The following is a 20,085-nucleotide window of genomic DNA, read 5'->3' as shown; positions in this document are numbered from 1 at the left end:
TAAAAAATGCATCTAATTACTATTTAGACTTTTTTATTAGGAATTAGTAAAGAATATATTTAAGTGCTATTAGATATTTTAGCGGCAAAAAAGCTTCCACATAAAGGAAGCTTAGTAATAGTTTATTACAGTAATAATGGGCCGGCACCTTTTGCCATTTTAATAAATGCTTTCATTTGGGCATTCAATTCTTCATCTTCTTTATGCGCAATAACTAACTTATAATTAAGTTGATTAGGGAGTTCATAAAAATTGGCTGGTTGAATATGATGGACAGCCTTTGCTACAGAACGTGGAATAATGGTACACCCCATATTACGAATTGCTAAATTAGCAACTGTTAAAAGATTGCAGCATTTTAATAGTTGATTTAAGTTGATATCGTACTCGGCTAGAGTATTGGTAACTAGACGTTGAAAACCTGTATTTTCAGAATCACTGATATAAGGATATTTCTCTACGAAAGGTGCTATATCACGAACTGATTCTAAATGTTTAAGTTTCTGATTAGCTATGTACAAAGGATGCCGATTAGGGACTAGTAGGTACGCTGGTTCAGTTGCTAAAACTTCAGAATGAATATCTGAACGGAAAATAGGGAGTATTCCAAGATATAAATCTATCTTAGAATGAACTAAGCGATTTTCGTTGTGCTCAGCTGAGTCTTCAAATATTTGAAGAGTAACATCTTGATAAATATTATGAAACTGCGGCAATATTAATGGTAGAATTTTTTGACCTAGCGATTGTGTTATTCCTAAAGAGATTTGACCATGATTAGAACTTGCCATACGAGTTAAGTCACGATAGACGGATTCATATTGCGTCGTTAAGCGTTTAAGATTATTTAGATAAAATTCTCCAGGCTCAGTTAAACGTAGGGGGTGGTGTTTGCGATCAATAAGGATTACATTAAGTTCGCGCTCTTGTTGTTTAATTTTTTTGCTCAAAGATGGTTGTGAAATAAAAAGACGCTCAGCGGCTTTGCTAACACTTCCACAGTCGATAATTGTTTCTAAAATTTTGATGAATTGCTGATCATTCTCAAATGAGCGCATAGTAGAGCCCCTTTCTAAAAAAAGTATATAACTATATACATTATGCATTATTAGGAATAATACTGCAATAAAATATTAAAAATAACAATAGCAATCAATAAAAAAACTCCGACGCTTCAGTTCGCCGGAGTAAAAGGAGTATGTGTTTTCAGACGTAATAGTGGTCTGGTGGTATTGCTTTCATGTAAGGGAAGCTATATGAAAACAATAAAGAAAAGCTTGAAAGGTTTATTAGGTTATGCTGTAAACAATACACGTATTGTTTGAAGAAAAGTTTGCTAATTGATTAAAAAAAGTTGTTTTTGTTTAAAGAAAATCTAACGTTTAGCATTCCATTCTGCCGTGAATTCATCTAAAAAGGTATGCATTACTGCGTCCCGATGTTGCGCCAGCTTACGTGCACCTTCGGTATTTAACATATCTTTGAGGTGAAATAGCTTTTCGTGGAAATGGTTGATAATTGTTTCGTTAGCAAGATTGCGATATTCTGTTTTATCTAGATTTGTGCGTGGTTTGATTGTCGGATCATAGATAGTCTCAGCATGATGGCCGCCATAGTAGATTGCACGAGTAATACCGATAGCGCCCATCGCATCAAGCCAGTCAGCATCTTGAACAATCTGACCTTCTAAGGGTAATTTCTCTTGACCGTTCAAGGAATTTGCAAAGGACATATGGGTAATAATATAAGTGATGATGGCAACTTTTTCAGGTGAAACTTCAAGCAAAGCCAAGAGATGTTTAACTTCTGTGAGTGCTTGTTGTGAGTCAGCAACAACTTTATCATCGATAGTGTCATGAAGCAATGCAGAGGCTAGCGTAATAAAAGTATCAGCCTTTTCTTCGTGGGCTAGTTTCTTAGCAAGAGCTGAGACGCGTTGGATGTGGGAAAAACTATGTCCTGTTTTGTCATGAGCTAATTTTTTTTGTGCAAAAATAAAAATCTGTTCGAGTTGTTTATCAGTTTTCATAGAGTAATGCCTCATTTCTTTTTTCTTGACGAGCTAGCTTAAATATATCTATAAGTTATCCTTCAAAAAGTTGACAATGATGTCAATTGTATAGGGCGTGAAAAAGCCGTCATTAAGTTCATTTGCCGCAAGCATAGTGTAGATGGAAGATAAGTCAGTTGACTTTTCAAGGTAGTTAACGAATTTTTTTGAATAATCAGTTTTATGTGATGCAGCTGCTTCAACTTGGAAAATTAAATTATTAGGCAACTCCTTTTTTCCAACATAGTTTAGTAGATTAAATTCCGCGAGATTGGTAGTGTCAAAATATTTTAAAAGTGCAGTCTGTAATTTCTTTGACTCGGGTTCAGGTGTTAAATCAATAAGTGGATTAAAACTGATGCAACCTTTGAACCGCAAAGACTGTGTATGAACATCCTCATCGTTGAACTTTTGGATATGTGCTGTCCAGGCAGCTAATAATGAGGAATAAGCTCCAGAGTTAAGTCCCCAACTAAAATAACGGTAAGGATCAATATGGTATTGATATGCATGATTTAACATATAGCGAGTAGCTGTATTAATATCTTTAGTTTGTTCTGGGAAATGAGTATTAGGAAGATAGCGCGTTTCAACAAGCGCAATGACAAAACCATAGCGGGCTAATTGCATTAACGGCGAAAAGAACATTTCCAGGTTTGTATGGCTAAAATCCTTACTTGGAGTAAACATTATTAGCGGAAAATGTGGATTTGATGCAGTTGGAGTTGCAGGCTCAATGATATGCAAGTTGAGTATGTGCCCATTTTTTATAGCGTAAGGTATATCGAGATAAAGCCTAGGATTTTGTGGGAACTGGGGCTCATCTAATGTATAAGTTTTAATAGACATGGTATTTCTCCTAGTTAATTGATTAATTTATTTGAGATAGGGTATTATTTATTATTTTAAATGCAAGTTTTATACAAGTTAGTCAGTAATGTACAACAGAGATTAGTTGCAGTAAAAGGTGAAGAACCTAGCTTTTGGGGATAACTTTTAACAAGATAGTAACATATATTCTGAAAGCTTGTAAAAATAATTCTAGCATATTCAGTAAAGTAAAAATTTATAATTTAAATAGCAACCAATGTAAAAAAAGAGTAATCAGCTTGAAAAATGGTAGTTGTTGTTGAAATAAAAACTTTTTATAGCGTATAATAATTTTGTAGATATTTGTTTGAAGGGAGTTTTTAAATGACTGAGGTTCAATTGCTTGAGCGTCCTTACATCAATATTGTTAATTTAATATGGAGTTTTGATCGTCAAACTGAAAAAATGCATTTATTGTTAGTTAAACGTGCTAATGAGCCATTTAGGGGAAAATGGGCTTTACCTGAAACCTTCATGCGAATGCGGGAAAGTGCAGATCAAGCAGCATTACGTTTGGTTAAAGAGAAGATAGGGTTAGAGTTATCGGCAATTCATACTGAGCAGTTGGCGACATTTACTAATCCGGGTAGAACGAGTGGACAAAGAGCTATTTCATTAGCTTATATGACTTTTTTACCTGAAATGCCACGTTTAAGAGCAGGTTATGGAGCAAGTGAGGTTCAGTGGTTTAGATTTGGCTATAAAGATAAACGTTACAGTTTAATTAGTGGAAATTTATTTTTTCTAGCGACTAAAGCAGCTAATGAAAATCAATTTTATCAACAGACTCATCTTGAAAGTAAAACAAATTTAGCTTTTGATCATGAATGGGTTTTTAAAGTTGCAGCGACACGAATCAGGAATAAATTAGACTATAAGCCGAATATCTTATTGACACTGGGGGCGAGATTTACACTTAAGGAAGCACGAAGTGTATATGCTCCGTTTTTAATGGTTAGTCCGCAGCAAATCGATAATTCTAATTTTAAGAAAACACATGGACATATGTTTAAAGATGTAGGAATATCAACGATTAAGCAGCCAGGACGCCCTCCGCGGTTGTATAGTCTCAGGATGCATGATACAGAGAAAAACTAAAAATTAAATGTTTAGGTAAATTAGTTGTCAATGACAGCTATTTTTGTTAAAGTAATAAAAGTACTTAATACCTTTTTATTAAGATAAGAAAAAGCACGTTGTATATAATTAAAGTATGTGGATACTTTAAAATTAAGGAGAATATTTTTATGGATCCCGATAGATTGGCGTTACTAACAGATTTATATGAGTTTACGATGGCAAATAGTTTTTATCAAGAATTGCCGATGGAAGAGGGTGTATTTGATATTTTCTTCCGCAAACTTCCTGATAAGGGCAGTTTTGTTATCTTAGCTGGTATCCAACAAGCTGTTGAAGCAGTCGAAAAATTTCATTTAGATGAAGAAGAATTAGACTATTTAAAGTCACTTGATTTATTTAGTGCCGCTTTTTTGAAGTATTTAAAGAATTTTCAAAATGAGTGTAAGGTATGGACGATTGCAGAAGGAACTCCTGTTTTTTCTGGGGAACCAGTAGTTACAATAGAAGGACCTTTGGTGCAAGCACAATTGTATGAAACAATGCTGTTAAATTTAATAAATCATCAAACATTAATCGCTTCAAAAGCACGTCGAATTACGACATCAGCCGCTAAACGTGCGGTTATGGAATTTGGTGCAAGGAGAGCGCAAGGCCCAGATGCTGCACTTTATGGTGCGCGGGCAACAATTATTGGTGGAGCTGTTTCCACGTCGAACTTACTTGCCGGAAAAAGATTTAATATTCCTGTAGCAGGAACAATGGCGCATAGTTGGATTGAATCTTTTCCAACTGAACTAGATGCTTTTCGTGCCTGGGCACGCCAGTATCCGCATAATTGCTCATTACTAGTAGATACGTATGATACATTAAACTCAGGTATTCCCAATGCAATTATTGTATTTAAAGAATTACGTGAAAAAAAGGTTGATTTCAAATGTGGAATTCGTATTGATTCCGGTGATGTAACTGATTTAACTAAAAAAGCACGTAGACTATTGGATGAAGCAGGATTTGAAGAAGCTCAGATAACAATTTCAAATGCTTTAGATGAAACTATCATTGAATCTATTCTAGATGAAGGGGCTCAAATTGATAACTTTGGAGTTGGCGAAAAAATGATAACAAGTTCAACATCCCCAGTTTTAGGTGGTGTTTATAAGTTATGCGCTGTTAAGCATGGAAATCAGATTGAGCCCAAGATTAAAGTTAGTGAAACAAAGGCTAAGGTGACTTTACCAGGCATAAAGCAAGTGTATCGTTTATATGATACTTCTGGAAGAGCTTTTGCTGACGTAATCGCATTACGTGAAGAAAAGTTAAGTAGCACATTAGCAGTTGTTAAAGCAGATATGATGGCAACGAAAAGAGAGAAAGTTTTACAAGATTTTATTGCCAAGCCACTATTGAAATCTGTTTTAGATGGAACAAAGCGTGTAGGTGAAATACAAGATGATGTATTTAAGATTCAAGCGGCCAGTAAGCATGCCTTGTCTGAGTTACCAGATGAAACAAAGCGTTTAATAAATCCATCTAGTTTTCCAGTTTATCTAACAATTAAGTTAAACAATTTGCAGCAAGAACTGTTAAGTAAGTACTAAAACGGAGGTAAATCTCATGGTACAACGAAAAAAAGTAAAGGGTCATGATATTGCTGTTATTTTTGGCGATTTCGCACCGATGCATTTAGGTCATGTATTCGCTGTTCATTCAGCTAAAAGACAACATGATGGTGCAGTGGTAGTTGTTTCAGGCCGGACAGGTGATCAAGGCTCATTAGTTGATTTACCTTTACAAAAAAGATTCCGCTATATTAGAGAAATTTTTGCGGATGACCCATTAGTTGCTGTGGGAATGCTAGATGAGTCAAAAAGTCTAGCTACTACAAGTAATTTTGCTGATTGGTTAGATGAACTTGAACAGGTAGTAAAAGCAGAAACTGTTGAAACAGAAGTAGCATTGACACTTTATGTTGGTGATGACAATAGTAAGCAAGAAATTTTGCAAATCCATCCTAATTGGCAAGTTGAAAAAATAGATCAAACGACAATTCCTATTTCAAGTACAAAAATTAGGGAACATCCGATGGAAAATTGGAACTATATTACACAACCATTTCATCGGCATTTTACCAAAAAAGTTTTATTAGCGGGTGCAGCTTCGACTGGAAAAACAACTTTAGGCCAAGATCTAGCACGGACTTTTCATGCACCGTTGTCATTGGAATATGCGCGTGAATATCAGGATAAATATAATGTGACTGATGATGAACTAACGGTTAGAGACTATACTTATTTATTAACAGAACAGTATCGGCAAACAGCAGACTTGATTGAAGGTGAGAGCAATCATGGGTTAGTTATTGCAGATACAAATTCAACAGTAACAATGGCATACATTGAGTACTATTTAAAAAATGAAATAGCCAAAGAAGACTATGCAATGCTGAAAAACTTATATGAAAGCATTGTGACTAAAGAAGAATGGGATTTGATTTTATTTACATTACCCGGTAATGAGTATGTCGATGATGGCTTTAGAGATATGAGTATGAACAGCGCGAAGATTCGGGGTGAATTCACGCAATTAGTGTTGAATTTATTAAAAGAAGCCGGCTTTGCGGACAAGATTATCATATTAAGTAATCAAACTGGAAATAATATGTATTACGAAAATTATTTGCAAAGCATTGAAAGCTTTAAGGAAAAACTTGATATTATCGTTGGTCAAATGTAAAAAGTGTAAGAATGGATAGTTAGTATATACACAGACAGAGAAGATCTTTTAGGCTTGAATCTATTTTGATTTAAGCCTAGGGGATCCTTTTATGTTAGTTTAAAGTGCTAGGAATTTAGTTTGCTTAGATAAAAAGGAACTCAGTTGATGCAGTTGAGAGCTTTTAGTAAGTTATTTTGGCTGTAAAATGCGTCCAAAAATGAATGGAACTTCTGCTAGTTAGTTACGCTATGTGGTAGAAATAATTGAAGCTGTATTAGCAGATTAACTCTACATTGGTGCGCTTGAATTGACAATTTGGGTAAAAAAGCTAAATAAAAATCCTGTAGTTAATTAGTTAAAATTTTATATTTAATGCTATAATAAAAAATAAAGCGCTTTCTAAAAAGGTTAAAAAAGGGGATAACAAAGATGTTACAAAAAATTACAGCTCTTCTTTTGACTATCTTCTGCGGACTGTGGCTACGTAGAACTTTCAACTAGCGATATTACAGCACCAGCATCAGTAATATTATTATGGGGGCATTTAGTTTTTATAATATATACAAGAGGCTTTTAATAAGATAGTTTAATTGGGGAGAAGGAACTTATGAAAAAAATATTATCACTCAGTATGATAGTCTTTTTGGTCCTTTCTGGGACAATTATCATAAACACAGCAATCAACAGTTATTTTAACAAGTTATTGTATCAACAAAAAAAGGAAGTATCTTTACAATTAAAAGACAATGCAGATTATTCTAAATTAACAAGACAACTTCAGAAAGCAGCGACAGGAAACACTAGTATTTCGCAATACTTTTTTACGGGGGAAAAGGGACTAGTTATTTATAGCGCTAACTCTAAGTTACCTGTAAGAAAAGGCAAAGATTCTATTAAAGTGGCTAACAACTATAGTAATAATGGTGCCAAATTACTTCTACCAAATACACAGTATCAAGTTACATTGTATCCTTTTTATAAAATTAAGAATTTAGGCTTTAATAGCGTCTTTTATGTTCAAGGTGATATAAATAAAGTAACTAAAATAATGCGTCATTTTGGCAAAGTTAAAGTTAAATCAAACATAAGTGAAACTTCTTCAGAAATAAATAATACAATCAACGTTGCTACATTAGCACTTCTTTCTGGTATTGTATCAATAATCTCATTGATGTTTGTCATTATAAAGGAGCGTCAAAAAGTTATATTACGAAAACTTTTTGGTTATCGACTTAGTGGTAATGTCAGTGAAGCTGTTAAGAGTTTATTACCTAGTACACTAATAGCTGTGGCTAGTAGCGCAGTGTTTTTAGCAAGCTACTCATTTTACAAAGATTGTCTTATTTATTATAAGACGTTTATATTACAGCTAGCGCTTTTGTATATTAGTTATCTATTCTTGATGTTGTTACTTTATAGTGCTGCTATCATGTTACAAGCAAAATTTAAAACAGCTTCATTTAATTGGTCAGGAGCTTCACTAACTGCTATTATCATCAGTGTTGCAGCCTTTATAGCTTGTGTTTTATTTGTTAGCATTGAAGTCCCTAGGATTCATCGAGAATTTTTACAATATCAAGAACAAGCTAAGAATCTTAATGCTTGGTCATCTACAAAGAATATATATCAAACAAATGTAACTAACCAACTTGATAGAACTGATAATAGGACAGAAGTAACTTATGATCTTAGCGCGAAAAAACTGTGGTATCAGTTAAGGAAACGAGACCAAACCTTTGTTGTATTTTCGAATAATCTTTTAGGTGTCTATAATTCTAATAACAAGTTGGTTCCCTGGTACACAATTAATCCAGATAACAATTCTAAAATAGATTATATAATTCGGCCTTCTGGTCGGGCCATTACTGCAGATTTGAACTATTTGAAGTTATCTAAAATAAAGTTAGTAAATGGTGGTAAAGTAACGAAGATAAAGCCAACGCTATTTAAAAAAATACTAATAGTACCAGAAAAATATAGAAAATATGAGTCGCAAATTCGGTCTAATTATTTGTCTGAATTCCTATTCCAGCTAAATTCAGATTTCAAGGAATGGAAGCAAAAAGAGTGTATGCCGAAATTTACACGAAAAAATTTAAAAATTGAAATCATGTATGCTAAAAATGAACAAGCATATTTTACATATAATCCAAATTCTGGGGATAATTTAGCAACAAATATGGTGAAAGATCCGATTATAACGGTTTTTGATAAATATCAAAATAGCCTTAGTTATGGAAATCTTTTTGCTCTGAACGGGGGCTTCTTCTTTTTTGATAAACATGTTGGACAGGCTTATGAGCTAATTCAGTCATCACTATATAAAAGTGGAATGGGCAGAAGCATAAATTATGTAACAGCTGTTTATACTCAAAAAGCTAAGCTAATTCAGCAAACGAAAAATGCTGCCAATACGGCTTTGACTCAAATAATTGTAGTTAGCATCATATCTTTTATCGCACTATCTGTGTTAATAAATCAATATTATCTATTTCGTGAAAAGGAGATTATTATTAAGCGGTTTATGGGATATTCTCTTTACAAAATTATGATTGTCCCGGTAATTTTTATTAGTGGTATATTCATAGTTTCAAACATTATTTCTATTTACCTGATGCACACAATAGATTGGTTAAGCTTAACTGAGTCAGTACTAGCTTTTGTAGGTGCTATAGCAATGTCGTTCAGCATAATTCTATACGATATAAGCAAAAGGAATCGAACCATAGGGAGGGATTAATAAATGATTCTTTTGAGAAAAGTCTCGAAAATTTATGACAGAGTATCTTTGTTAGAAAATATTAACTTAGAAATTCCGCAGGGCTCTTTTTGTAGTATCTCAGGAAAAAGCGGGGCCGGGAAAACAACACTTTTAAAAATTATTGCTGGAATGGATGCTCCAAGTTCTGGCCAGGTTATTTTAGATGGTAGCGATTTGAGAAAATATAAGTATCCAGAGCTATGGGGTAAACGTTTTTCGTTTGTGTTTCAAAACTACTTTTTATTAGATGATAAAACCGTTAAAAGTAATCTAAAAATAGCGCAAAAGAAAATTAGTGAAGACGCGATGATTGCAGCATTAGCTAGTGTTGGTTTACGGTCAGAATTGCTATATCAACCAGTATACAGGTTAAGCGGTGGCGAAAAACAACGAGTAGGTATTGCGAGAGCAACTATCAAACCTTTCGACGTGCTCATTGCTGATGAGCCAACGGGAAATCTTGATCATCAAAATTCTCAAGCCGTCATTAAAATTTTCCAAAATCTACAAGCAATGGGAAAAACAATTATTGTCGTTTCACATGATGATGATTTTCAGAAAGTTGCAAATCAAAAACTATATCTAAAGGATTCCAAATTAATATCTGTGAATGAAAAGTAGGCATATTAATTGAACATAAAAATCCCCATGTTCAAATTTAATATTCTGTAAAACCTGGGGCAACCTCCCAGATTAATGGATTAAGTAAAAAGTTTTAAGGGTAGTGGCTGTCTTTTTCTTACAAGATGAAATTCATGTAGACAGGGCACATCAAAAAAGTTCATAGTCAAAGAGCATTTTCCAGAGTTGTTGCTTGTCATATTCTTAATCGTGATACTCAACTACGTTATAAATAAAAAGGATCGCCTGTATTACTTCAGTTTGTTAGAGGGTGACAATGTAATTTTGTAATATAGGTCATGTCGTTAAACTGTTTTGTATGGAGAGTATTGTTTACGTGAGGCGTCCTTTTTCTTATCCAAATTATAGGATGACTAGATAGTTTTGATTATTTGTTAATCATTCTTTTACTGAGAGCAGTTTGGACAGTATCAAATTGGATATACATGTAGTTGAATCCTTTTAAGATGCTTTTCTCGAATTTTATAGTAATAAGTGATATAAATAAATTATAATAGATTGAGTGCAATATCTTATAGTATATAAGACAAGATTGTTAAACATATTTATGTATTAGTTATGGTGTGATAGAGGTAGATATAACACTTAAAAGTAATATGTAAAGCTAAAAGGGGAGAAAGTACCATGATTAAAATAATGGGGGTTGTAGGTGCATGGCTAGTGTTTGCAGCATCTTATCATCAAGGGTTAATGGAGTTGTTGGAACGTAGAAGCTCTTTAAGAACGACACTATCAGATAATAGAGAATCAGATAATGGAAATATACATTCTCCAAATGTATATATTAGTAAATTTTTATGGCTAGTACCTAGTGTGAAAATATACTGGGAGAAAAAAAGATTGCGTAATTTTTCAACGTACAATAAGTTGACAGAAAATGAATTGGGAGAAATTTTACGAGTGTTAGATATTGCTAACTCCTGGTTTTACGTTTCTTTTGGTGGATTATGTATTGCAATTAGAGATACATTTGATTTAGTTGAGGAGCTACTCCCGTTTTATTTGTTTGCAATATTAGTTGGTGTTTTAGCGGTATCGTTAATAACGATAGATATTTATAAAGTTACGTCTTTTAGAAGAAATAAGAAGATTACACCATACAAGAATAAATAAGCATTCAAAAGTAATAGAAAAAGGGGCTATGAGTACCAACAAAAAAATTGGATAATTGAGCATAAATGATAATTTGTTTTATTGAGACAAGCAGTTGTTTATGCTTTTTATTTATTGATTTTTTTGCAAACGATATCTTTTTTAGCAAATTAACTTAAAATAAGCAAAGCAATCTTGTTTTTATAAGGTAAATAACTTAAACTTAAGTATAGTATGTGAAACATAAATTGAAGATTTGTTTCACAAGAACGTTAAAGCTAATGAATAAGGGGAAAAGTATGACACCAGAAGAATTTCAACACGCGTTGCTGGAAAAAGGTATTACTTTGACAACTGCACAAATGGAACAGTTTGATGTTTATTATCGTTTCTTAGTTGAAATAAATGCGCATGTTAATCTAACTGCGATAACGGATAAAAAAGAAGTTTATTTAAAACACTTCTATGACTCGTTGTTACCTGCATTTGTAGTTGAGAAACTACAAACGCAACAACTAAGTATTTGTGATGTTGGTGCAGGAGCAGGTTTTCCATCAATTCCATTAAAGATAGTTTTTCCTAACTTAAAAGTCACAATTGTAGATTCGTTAAATAAACGAATTAACTTTTTAAACGAATTAGCAGACAAACTAGCTTTAAAGGATGTTTCATTTTTTCATGCACGTGCTGAAGAATTTGCAGGAAAAAAGAGTGATAAGCGCGAAAGTTTTGATGTAGTAACCGCACGTGCAGTTGCACGCTTAACTGTTTTATCAGAATTTTGCTTACCATTAGTTAAAAAAAATGGACAATTCATTGCACTTAAAGCTCAAAAAGCAGCAACAGAATTAGAGGAAGCTAGTTTTGCAATCACAACTTTGGGCGGTAAAGTAAAACAAGATATTCAATTAGAGTTACCAGTGACAGGTGATGAAAGACATATTATTGTAGTTGAAAAAAAGAAAGTAACACCTAAGAAATATCCAAGAAAAGCTGGGATGCCAGCTAGACAACCACTCATGGCAAATTAAGGGAGGGGAAAAAATGGCTTTTTCATTTTTTAAATCCAAAGATGACAAAAAACCGCAATTAAATGAAGTTACTGAGATAGCGGTTGCTAAAATTCAAACAAATCGTTATCAACCCCGAAAGATATTTAATGATGAGAGTATTGCAGAACTAGCGACTACTATTTCGGAACATGGGTTATTACAACCAATTGTGGTACGTGAATTTTTGCCAGAACAATATGAAATAATAGCAGGTGAACGCCGTTTTAGGGCTGTAACGCGCTTAAAATGGGAGAAAATCCCGGCAATTGTCAAAGAAATGAGCGATGTCGAGGCAGCTTCAATGGCAGTAATTGAAAATATGCAACGTGAAGAATTAACTGCGATAGAAGAGGCCAGATCATATAAAAAACTAATGGATTTGAATCAAATAACACAAATCCAGTTAGCAAGAGAAATTGGTAAAAGTCAATCTTTCGTGGCCAACAAGATGCGTTTATTAAAGTTAGATTCAACTATCCAAAATGCCCTGTTAAATCGTGCAATTAGCGAACGACATGGTCGTGCATTAATTAGTCTTGAACCAGAAGAACAGAATCAGGTTCTTAAAAAAATTGAAGAACAACATCTGACGGTCAAAGAAACAGAAGCGTATATTGCTGAACTAAAAGCGCCAATTGAAAAAAAAGTTGAAACAAAAATTAAACCTAAAGCAAAGCCTAAAAATAAACCGAAGGGCAGTTCTAAAAGCACTAAAATTGCGCTTAATACGATTTTACAGTCAGTTAAAATGGTAAGTGATACAGGAATGGAAATTAAAGCAACTGAAGAAGACGGCCCAGATTACCATCGAATAATTATTGATATTCCACTTAATGATAAGGAACAAAAGTAGGTGATGTTATGTCAGTAAATGGTGATTTGAAAAAAGAGTGGTTAACTGCAATGGTAGCAGAAAAAAAAGCAACTATTGTAAATATACCAATTGAAAAGATTCGACCTAACCCTTATCAACCCCGAAAAACATTTGATGAGGTAGCATTACAAGAATTGGCTGAATCTATTCAAAAAAATGGTGTTTTTCAACCTATTATTGTTCGCCCATCCAGTGTTTTGGGATATGAACTAATTGCAGGTGAACGTAGATTTCGTGCTTCTAAATTAGCTAAACAAGCAACTATTCCAGCAATTGTGCGGCAATTTAATGAAGATGAAATGGTAGAGATTGCAATTTTAGAGAATTTACAGCGGGAAGATCTTAGCCCTTTGGAAGAGGCGCAGGCATACGAGAAATTAATGAAACAGCTACAATTAAATCAAACCCAATTAGCTGAGCATTTAGGTAAATCGCGTCCATATATTGCTAATTATTTACGTCTTTTAGGTTTACCTCAAGCAACAAAAAAATTGTTGCAAACAGGTGAACTTTCAATGGCGCAAGCACGAACGCTATTGTCGTTACAAGATAAAGATAAAGTAAATGCCTTAGCGCAAAAAACAGTAAACGAAGGACTAACAGTAAGAAATTTGACAGGGTTAGTTGAACAGCTTAACGGACAAAAAAATAAAGTTAATAAGCGAAAAAAAGTTCGAGATATCGCTGAGCCATATTACAGGCAAAGTGAACAATTATTAGGTGAAAAATTTGGAACAAAAGTAACTGTTAATTCAAGTAAAAAGAGTGGTAAAGGGAAAATTGAGATTGATTATTTTTCTGTAGCAGATTTTAACCGAATTTTGGATGTTTTGCACATTAACTTAGATTAAAAAGGATGATGACAATGTACGCTTTACATGATATTGTTGAAATGAAAAAGCCTCACCCATGTGGTGTAAATCGTTGGGAGATTATCCGAATGGGAATGGATATCAAAATCAAGTGTACCGGTTGTGGTAGACTAATAATGCTGCCACGACGTGAGTTTGATAAGAAAATGAAAAAAATACTCGAAAAAGCAGAAGAGAATAATTAGGAAAGAGTGACTAGAAAATGGCATTAACTGCAGGTATTGTTGGATTGCCCAACGTTGGAAAGTCAACATTATTTAACGCAATTACGAAAGCAGGAGCTGAAATGGCAAACTATCCTTTCGCAACAATTGATCCAAATGTGGGGATGGTTGAAGTTCCAGATAAACGTTTAGCACGAATTGATGAACTAATTCCAGCTAAAAAAATTATTCATACAACATTTGAATTTACTGATATTGCAGGAATAGTTAAAGGTGCAAGCAAAGGCGAAGGCCTGGGGAATAAATTTTTAGAAAATATACGTCAAGTTGATGCAATTGTCCATGTTGTTCGTGCCTTTGATGATGACAATATTACGCATGTTGCTAATAAAATAGCACCGCTAGAAGATATTGATACCATTAATCTTGAGTTAGTTTTAGCTGATTTGGATGCGATTAACAAACGTTATGCTCGAGTTGAAAAAGTTGCTCGGACTAAAGACAAGGAAGCTGTTGCTGAATTTGAGGTTTTAAAGAAGATTAAACCGGTTTTGGAAGCAGGCAAGACAGTTCGCTCAATTGAATTTAGCCAAGATGAACAGGCAATTGTAAAAGGGTTATTCCTATTAACCTCTAAGCCAGTTTTATATGTGGCAAATATTTCAGATGATTATATGACTAATCCTGAGGATAGCCAGTATTACCAAGAAGTGAAAGTATTTGCTGAATCTGAAGGTGCACAAGCCTTGGCTATCTCAGCCCGGACAGAAGAAGAAATCGCTGAACTAGATGATGATGAACGTGAATTCTTTTTGGAAGATTTAGGTGTTACAGAATCAGGATTGGATAGATTGATTCACGCATCATACAAATTATTAGGATTAGCAACTTTCTTCACTGCTGGTGGTAAAGAAACAAGAGCTTGGACATTTAAACGGGGTATGAAAGCTCCACAAGTTGCGGGAATTATTCATTCTGATTTTGAACGAGGCTTTATCCGCGCTGAAACAATTTCATTTAATGATTTAGATAAGTATGGCAGTATGCAAGCAGTGCGTGAAGCAGGACGTTTACGCTCTGAAGGTAAAGAATATGAGGTTCAAGACGGTGACATTATTGAATTTCGCTTTAATGTTTAAATCCAGTTACAATTCGAGGAGGAATTTATAGTGGCAGATGAATCAAATCGTCAAAAAAATGCAGGAGCATCAAAAAAACAAGCTGAATTGCATAAACAAGAAGTAACAGTTCGGGGAGGCAAATTTGATGGCTTGACTAAACGAAATGAAGACTATTTGTTCCGTTTATCTAAGGCGTTGGATGAAAAAGGGTTAGCATATGAAGATAAAGAAGATACATTAGATACAATGTATGCTGAACTAAAAGAAAAGCAAAAGCAAGGAATCACAGCGACTAGGTTATATGGAACAGTACAAGAACGAGCAAGTGAAATCATTGATGGCCCTAAGAAAAAAAGAGAAGAACCTAAACCACAAAAATTTTGGGTATCAGCTTTAGACAATGGTTTGATTATGTTGATTTTGTTTTGTTTCATGTATGCATTATTGGGCTTTTTCGGTAGCAGTAAACAATCGCAATCAAATGGTGGTTGGATAACATTATTAACAACGTCAGTGATTGCAGGGATAGGCTTAGCTTATTTTTATACGGCTATGCTACCACAGAATTTGAACAAGCATAAACATAAGTGGGTTCACATGACATTAGCAACTTTGGTCTTAATTATTGGTTGGATGGGACTATTTTATTTGGTAGCTTTGATTCCTACATCGATTAATGCAGCGTTGAATCCAATTGTGTATGCAGTAGTAGGTGTAGCTGCTTTTGGAGTACGCTATTATTTAAAGGGAAAACTCGGTTTTCAACGTTTCCTTCGTTAAAAGTGTATTTGAGTTAGGCAAGTGAGACAAAAGGTAGCCAGAGAGTGCAAAGTGCAAATGGATAATCCGAAATTTGGTTTTTCTAGCTGATAAAGATCTGTATAGCTAGTGGCTTTTGGGCACATGTTTCGGGATTAAGTATGTGGAGCTAAAAAGGTGCCCCTTTAACAAGTGGTACTGATAAATTAAATATTTAGTTTTTATAATAAATTGGCATAGCTTATTAGCTGTTCATTCTTAATTAGAGTGGACAGCTTTTTGTAATTTAAACTCAAAAGAATGTTTTGACTGCAATAAAATTCAAATCTGAAAATTATCAAAGCTTCTAAAGTCTTAAAGAGTTTTTTAATGTTTAATTTGCTTGTTTGGTAGATTCGTTCAAATACTTTAGTTGCAAATGATGTTGATAGAATTTTTTGCTATCAGTACTCTATATTATGGGACTTTCTGTTTTCTTTGATTGCGTCATAGCATGGTTGCTGTAAATTTATAACGGATGAAAATTGTAGAAAAATATCTGAAGAATGAAACAAAAATATTTGGTACCACTAAAGAGATGAGTGTAGATTGAACAACTATGAAACGGTAGGTTGGATGATATGAGTACGAAAATTTTTTGTGAGCGTAAAAATTTTTGCGGATGTAGTAATGGTCATTATGTTTGACTAACAGAAAATGAAAGTATAGAAAAAGTTGATGGTTTTATAAAAAAGCTCAATTGGACGCGGTTTCAAAATGGTTATATATTTTAAGTATAATATTTGTTAATTAAATCACAATATATGTTGATGATTACATATGGATACTATACAAATAGGTGTTATAATAGTGAATTAAATAATTTAAATACAACAATAGAAAGGGGCTTTTAAAGTTATGACAGAAAAAGCAGTTAAGAATATGGATTTTTTAGAGTTTAAAGAATCGTTAGCACAGCAAGAAGGTGTCCATTTTCTGACAGCAACAGGTAAAGAGATGTATGGCATATATAAGCATGATGTTGTTTATGAAGAAGTTGACGGAATAAAGAGAACATTGCAATTGGTTATCCCAGAAACAAAGGAAGCTGAAGTAAGAAAATATCCATTATTGTTGTGGGTTCAAGGATCAGCATGGTTGAAGCAAGACAATTATAAGCGCTTGACGGTGATGGCACGTTTGGCACAAAAAGGCTTCGTTGCTGGTATTTTACAATATCGAGAAAGTTCATTAGCAGCTTTTCCAGCACCTGTTGAAGATGCAAAGGCCGGGATTAGGTTTCTGCGGGCACACGCAGACGAATATAAGGTAGATGCAAACAATGTCTTTATTTTAGGTGACTCTAGTGGTGGCCATACAGCACTACTTACAGCATTTACGCAAGGACAAAAAAATGTCTTAGATTCAGATCTATATTCAGAATATTCGGCTGAAGTAAATGCTGTTGTTGCATTTAATCCAGTAACAGATATTTGTCAACCCGACTTTCCAACAACTCCTAATCAAGGGAAAGCTGATTCACCTGAAGGTATGGAAATTGGTAATAAGGATGTATATGAAAATCCAACTTTATCCGAAAAATTAATTTGTACTAACTATATAAGTGAAAAAGTTTCAATTCCACCAGTCTTATTGATGCATGGTGCAGCGGACGATACAGTGTCATATAATCAAAGCATTCGCCTGTATAAAAAATTACTTGAAACAAGAAAAGATGCCACTTTTTATGTTATTGAGGGTGCTAAACATGGAGATGTTGCATATTATACAGATGAAAACCTTGATCGTGTAGAAGCGTTTATTCGCGGAAATTTAAGAAAGTAGGAAAAAATTATGAATGTAACATTAATGGCAATTCTGTTAATTGCAATAGTTGTTGTAACGGTTGTAACTGATAAAGTACCATTCAATTTTGTGCTGCTGATTGTTCCACTTATTTTTTCATTACTTTTAGGTCATAGTTTAACGCAAACCAGTAACTTTGTTCTTCAACAATTTGCATCTTTAATGCAAACAACCGGTTTTATGTTATTATTTGCTTTTTTGTATTTTACAATGTTGACAGAGTCTGGAATGTTTAACACAATTGTTAATGCGTTAACAAGTCATTTAAAGATGAATGTGATTGTTTTGATGGTGTTAACAACTTTAATTGGTGGTTTTTCAATACTGACAGGTAATTTTACTCCTGCTTATTTAATAACCTTTCCCATTCTTTTACCGCTCTATAAAAAGTTCAATTTTGATCGTGGCTATGCATTTATGATTGCACAGACTGCAATGTCGGCAATGTGTTTTATTCCTTGGGGTATAGGAATGGCGTATACTGCTTCAGCTGCAGGATTGAGTGCTACGGCATTGTCTAAAGCTTCCTTACCTTGGGCATACTGTTTTATTCCAGTTATTATTTTACAATGGATTTATTTTGGATGGAAACATAGACAAAAAAATGGGACATTCCAAGTAATTGAACAAGAAGAAACAGCAGCAGAAGTTGAAGAAGAAAAAGAAAACAGTCGTCCACAATTTTTCTGGATTAATTTAATTGTCTTTATTATTGCGATGGTAGCATTAGGCGTGTATAGTGTACCACCATATTTAGTCTTTATTATTGCAACTGTCTTTACAGCGATGGTTAACTATCCCAAAGATTATGGTAAGATTTTTGGCAGTGTCGGTCCAATGTATCTTAATATTTTAATAATGTTATTGGCAATTAATATGTATCAGGCCGTTTTCAATAATACTGGCATGGTAGGTGCTTTATCTAAGTCATTGATTTCAGTTGTACCACATCCAGTATTGCATTATTTACATATTATTTTATTGCTATTATGTGTCATTATTATTTATTTCATTCCATTCCAAATTTTCAATGCTCTATACCCAATCTTCATAACTATTGGAGCAGCATTTGGAATCCCAGCAGTTGCGATGATTGCACCTTTTGTTTGCAATCTATCCTTAGCAACTAGTGCCACACCAACTAACTCTTCAACATATGTTGGTTGTGGACTGTTAGATTTAGAGGTTCCCGAATATACTAAACGGGCAGTACCAGTAATGACAATCACAAACTTGTTAGTAATTATTATCGCAGCTATGTTTGGTGTTTTGAATCTAGGCTAGAAGGAAAAAGTAAAAGTATGCAAAAAAGGTATATAACCATTACTTGAGAGATATCCATAAAATTAAAGTAGACACTTTAAGATTTGAGAATTTCTCAGTATGGATATATGCCTTTTTATAACAGCAATTATGTTAAGTATGTGTTTAGTTTGCTAAACTTTTTCTTTTTAGTTTCCATTTGCATAATATTGGCATAATGAAGCCCATCATAGCATGGACGCTGTAAACTTACGACGGATTGAAAAATTAAACCGCTTGTTTTGAACTTATGCTATTTGCGTTTAAATCTTTATTAATTTGAAAACATAAAGGATTGGCTAGAATTTTACTTGTAAGGTTCTTTAAGGGACGAACAGTGGAGATGATGGAATTAATTAAATGAATAGATATCTTGGTCAATCTTTTTCCTGTATAATGGATTAAGTAGAGAAGTTAAGGCGGTGGCTATTTCCAATCGGGGGTGGTGCTTATGGTGTTAAACCTTTAAAGCCCATAAATCCTAATGAAAGGAGTAGCTTAAGTGTCCGTGTCGGATGCTTTACAATTAATGCTTGGTTTCGGTACGTTTACTGTGGCCTTAATTGCATTAATTGTTGAGCTGATTAAAAGTCAGCAAAAAAAGTAGCCGCCTTAGCTCTGGCAAGCTAGCGGCTATCAAATATCGTTAAAATTACCACCGTCTTAAACGGCTCTACATGGGAAGTCCTGTTGACGCAGAGCTTCTTTTTTCTGGTTACATTATAACATGCCATTTAAAAGTTGGCTAATGTTTTATATTTGGTGATAGTGTCAACTTTGTGTGGGTAAATTTTTAGAAAGCCTGTTCTGCTGCTTTTTGTAATTGCGATCTTTATTTTTATTCAGCTTCTATGCTTGAATTATTTTATATTTTCATTGAAATCAC

The 20,085-nt window shown here is 33.9% G+C and carries 17 protein-coding genes and 1 pseudogene; 15 read left to right on the top strand and 3 right to left on the bottom strand.

What is annotated here, in order from left to right:
* Positions 1-125 precede the first annotated feature (125 nt).
* The 3 genes from LB941_RS09480 to LB941_RS09470 all read right to left on the bottom strand — a co-directional run bounded on the left by LB941_RS09480 (position 126) and on the right by LB941_RS09470 (position 2,899).
* Positions 126-1,058: a LysR family transcriptional regulator gene (locus LB941_RS09480; protein ID WP_253361553.1), complete on the bottom strand. Its 933-nt coding sequence runs from the start codon at positions 1,056-1,058 to the stop codon at positions 126-128.
* A 317-nt stretch (positions 1,059-1,375) separates the two neighbouring features.
* Positions 1,376-2,029, bottom strand: a complete 654-nt coding sequence (locus LB941_RS09475; RefSeq protein WP_253361551.1) for an HD domain-containing protein — start codon at positions 2,027-2,029, stop codon at positions 1,376-1,378.
* Between the two features lie 48 nt (positions 2,030-2,077).
* A complete protein-coding gene (locus LB941_RS09470; protein ID WP_253361549.1) occupies positions 2,078-2,899 on the bottom strand; it encodes an alpha/beta hydrolase fold domain-containing protein in 822 nt (273 codons plus the stop codon).
* 345 nt (positions 2,900-3,244) lie between these two features.
* On the opposite strand from LB941_RS09470, the gene LB941_RS09465 reads away from it, so the two are divergent.
* From LB941_RS09465 to LB941_RS09395, 15 genes and pseudogenes are all read left to right on the top strand, one after another.
* Positions 3,245-4,018: an NUDIX domain-containing protein gene (locus tag LB941_RS09465; protein WP_253361547.1), complete on the top strand. Its 774-nt coding sequence runs from the start codon at positions 3,245-3,247 to the stop codon at positions 4,016-4,018.
* Between the two features lie 149 nt (positions 4,019-4,167).
* Positions 4,168-5,598 carry a nicotinate phosphoribosyltransferase gene (locus LB941_RS09460; protein WP_253361545.1) on the top strand — a complete coding sequence of 477 codons (1,431 nt, stop codon included), beginning with the start codon at positions 4,168-4,170 and terminating at the stop codon, positions 5,596-5,598.
* Positions 5,599-5,614: 16 nt separating this feature from the next.
* Positions 5,615-6,733, top strand: a complete 1,119-nt coding sequence (locus LB941_RS09455) for an AAA family ATPase (protein WP_253361543.1) — start codon at positions 5,615-5,617, stop codon at positions 6,731-6,733.
* 589 nt (positions 6,734-7,322) lie between these two features.
* Positions 7,323-9,455 carry a bacteriocin-associated integral membrane family protein gene (locus tag LB941_RS09450; protein ID WP_253361541.1) on the top strand — a complete coding sequence of 711 codons (2,133 nt, stop codon included), beginning with the start codon at positions 7,323-7,325 and terminating at the stop codon, positions 9,453-9,455.
* A gap of 3 nt (positions 9,456-9,458) precedes the next feature.
* Entirely contained in the window at positions 9,459-10,097 is a 639-nt protein-coding gene (locus LB941_RS09445) for an ABC transporter ATP-binding protein (protein WP_253361539.1), read from the top strand.
* A gap of 645 nt (positions 10,098-10,742) precedes the next feature.
* Positions 10,743-11,231 (top strand): hypothetical protein, encoded by a 489-nt coding sequence (locus LB941_RS09440; RefSeq protein ID WP_253361537.1) that lies wholly within the window; start codon positions 10,743-10,745, stop codon positions 11,229-11,231.
* Between the two features lie 278 nt (positions 11,232-11,509).
* The gene (gene rsmG, locus LB941_RS09435) at positions 11,510-12,241 is read left to right on the top strand and encodes a 16S rRNA (guanine(527)-N(7))-methyltransferase RsmG (protein ID WP_253361535.1); all 732 of its coding nucleotides are present in this window, start codon (positions 11,510-11,512) and stop codon (positions 12,239-12,241) included.
* A gap of 13 nt (positions 12,242-12,254) precedes the next feature.
* A complete protein-coding gene (gene noc / locus LB941_RS09430; RefSeq protein WP_253361533.1) occupies positions 12,255-13,115 on the top strand; it encodes a nucleoid occlusion protein in 861 nt (286 codons plus the stop codon).
* 50 nt (positions 13,116-13,165) lie between these two features.
* Positions 13,166-13,987: a ParB/RepB/Spo0J family partition protein gene (locus LB941_RS09425; protein WP_253361615.1), complete on the top strand. Its 822-nt coding sequence runs from the start codon at positions 13,166-13,168 to the stop codon at positions 13,985-13,987.
* A gap of 14 nt (positions 13,988-14,001) precedes the next feature.
* The gene (locus tag LB941_RS09420; protein WP_253361531.1) at positions 14,002-14,193 is read left to right on the top strand and encodes a DUF951 domain-containing protein; all 192 of its coding nucleotides are present in this window, start codon (positions 14,002-14,004) and stop codon (positions 14,191-14,193) included.
* A gap of 17 nt (positions 14,194-14,210) precedes the next feature.
* Positions 14,211-15,311: a redox-regulated ATPase YchF gene (gene ychF / locus LB941_RS09415; RefSeq protein ID WP_253361529.1), complete on the top strand. Its 1,101-nt coding sequence runs from the start codon at positions 14,211-14,213 to the stop codon at positions 15,309-15,311.
* Positions 15,312-15,341: 30 nt separating this feature from the next.
* Entirely contained in the window at positions 15,342-16,073 is a 732-nt protein-coding gene (locus tag LB941_RS09410; RefSeq protein WP_341869237.1) for a DUF1129 domain-containing protein, read from the top strand.
* Between the two features lie 876 nt (positions 16,074-16,949).
* The gene (locus LB941_RS09405; protein WP_253361527.1) at positions 16,950-17,876 is read left to right on the top strand and encodes an alpha/beta hydrolase; all 927 of its coding nucleotides are present in this window, start codon (positions 16,950-16,952) and stop codon (positions 17,874-17,876) included.
* 9 nt (positions 17,877-17,885) lie between these two features.
* A complete protein-coding gene (locus LB941_RS09400; protein WP_253361525.1) occupies positions 17,886-19,181 on the top strand; it encodes an SLC13 family permease in 1,296 nt (431 codons plus the stop codon).
* 520 nt (positions 19,182-19,701) lie between these two features.
* A pseudogene (locus LB941_RS09395) lies at positions 19,702-19,806 on the top strand (putative holin-like toxin); the annotation flags it as partial.
* Positions 19,807-20,085: the final 279 nt, after the last annotated feature.

Origin of the sequence: Ligilactobacillus ubinensis, assembly GCF_024160875.1 — a bacterium.
Lineage (GTDB): Bacteria > Bacillota > Bacilli > Lactobacillales > Lactobacillaceae > Ligilactobacillus > Ligilactobacillus ubinensis.
Note: the sequence above shows the minus strand (reverse complement) of the source record. Positions and strands in the feature narration are given on the sequence as shown.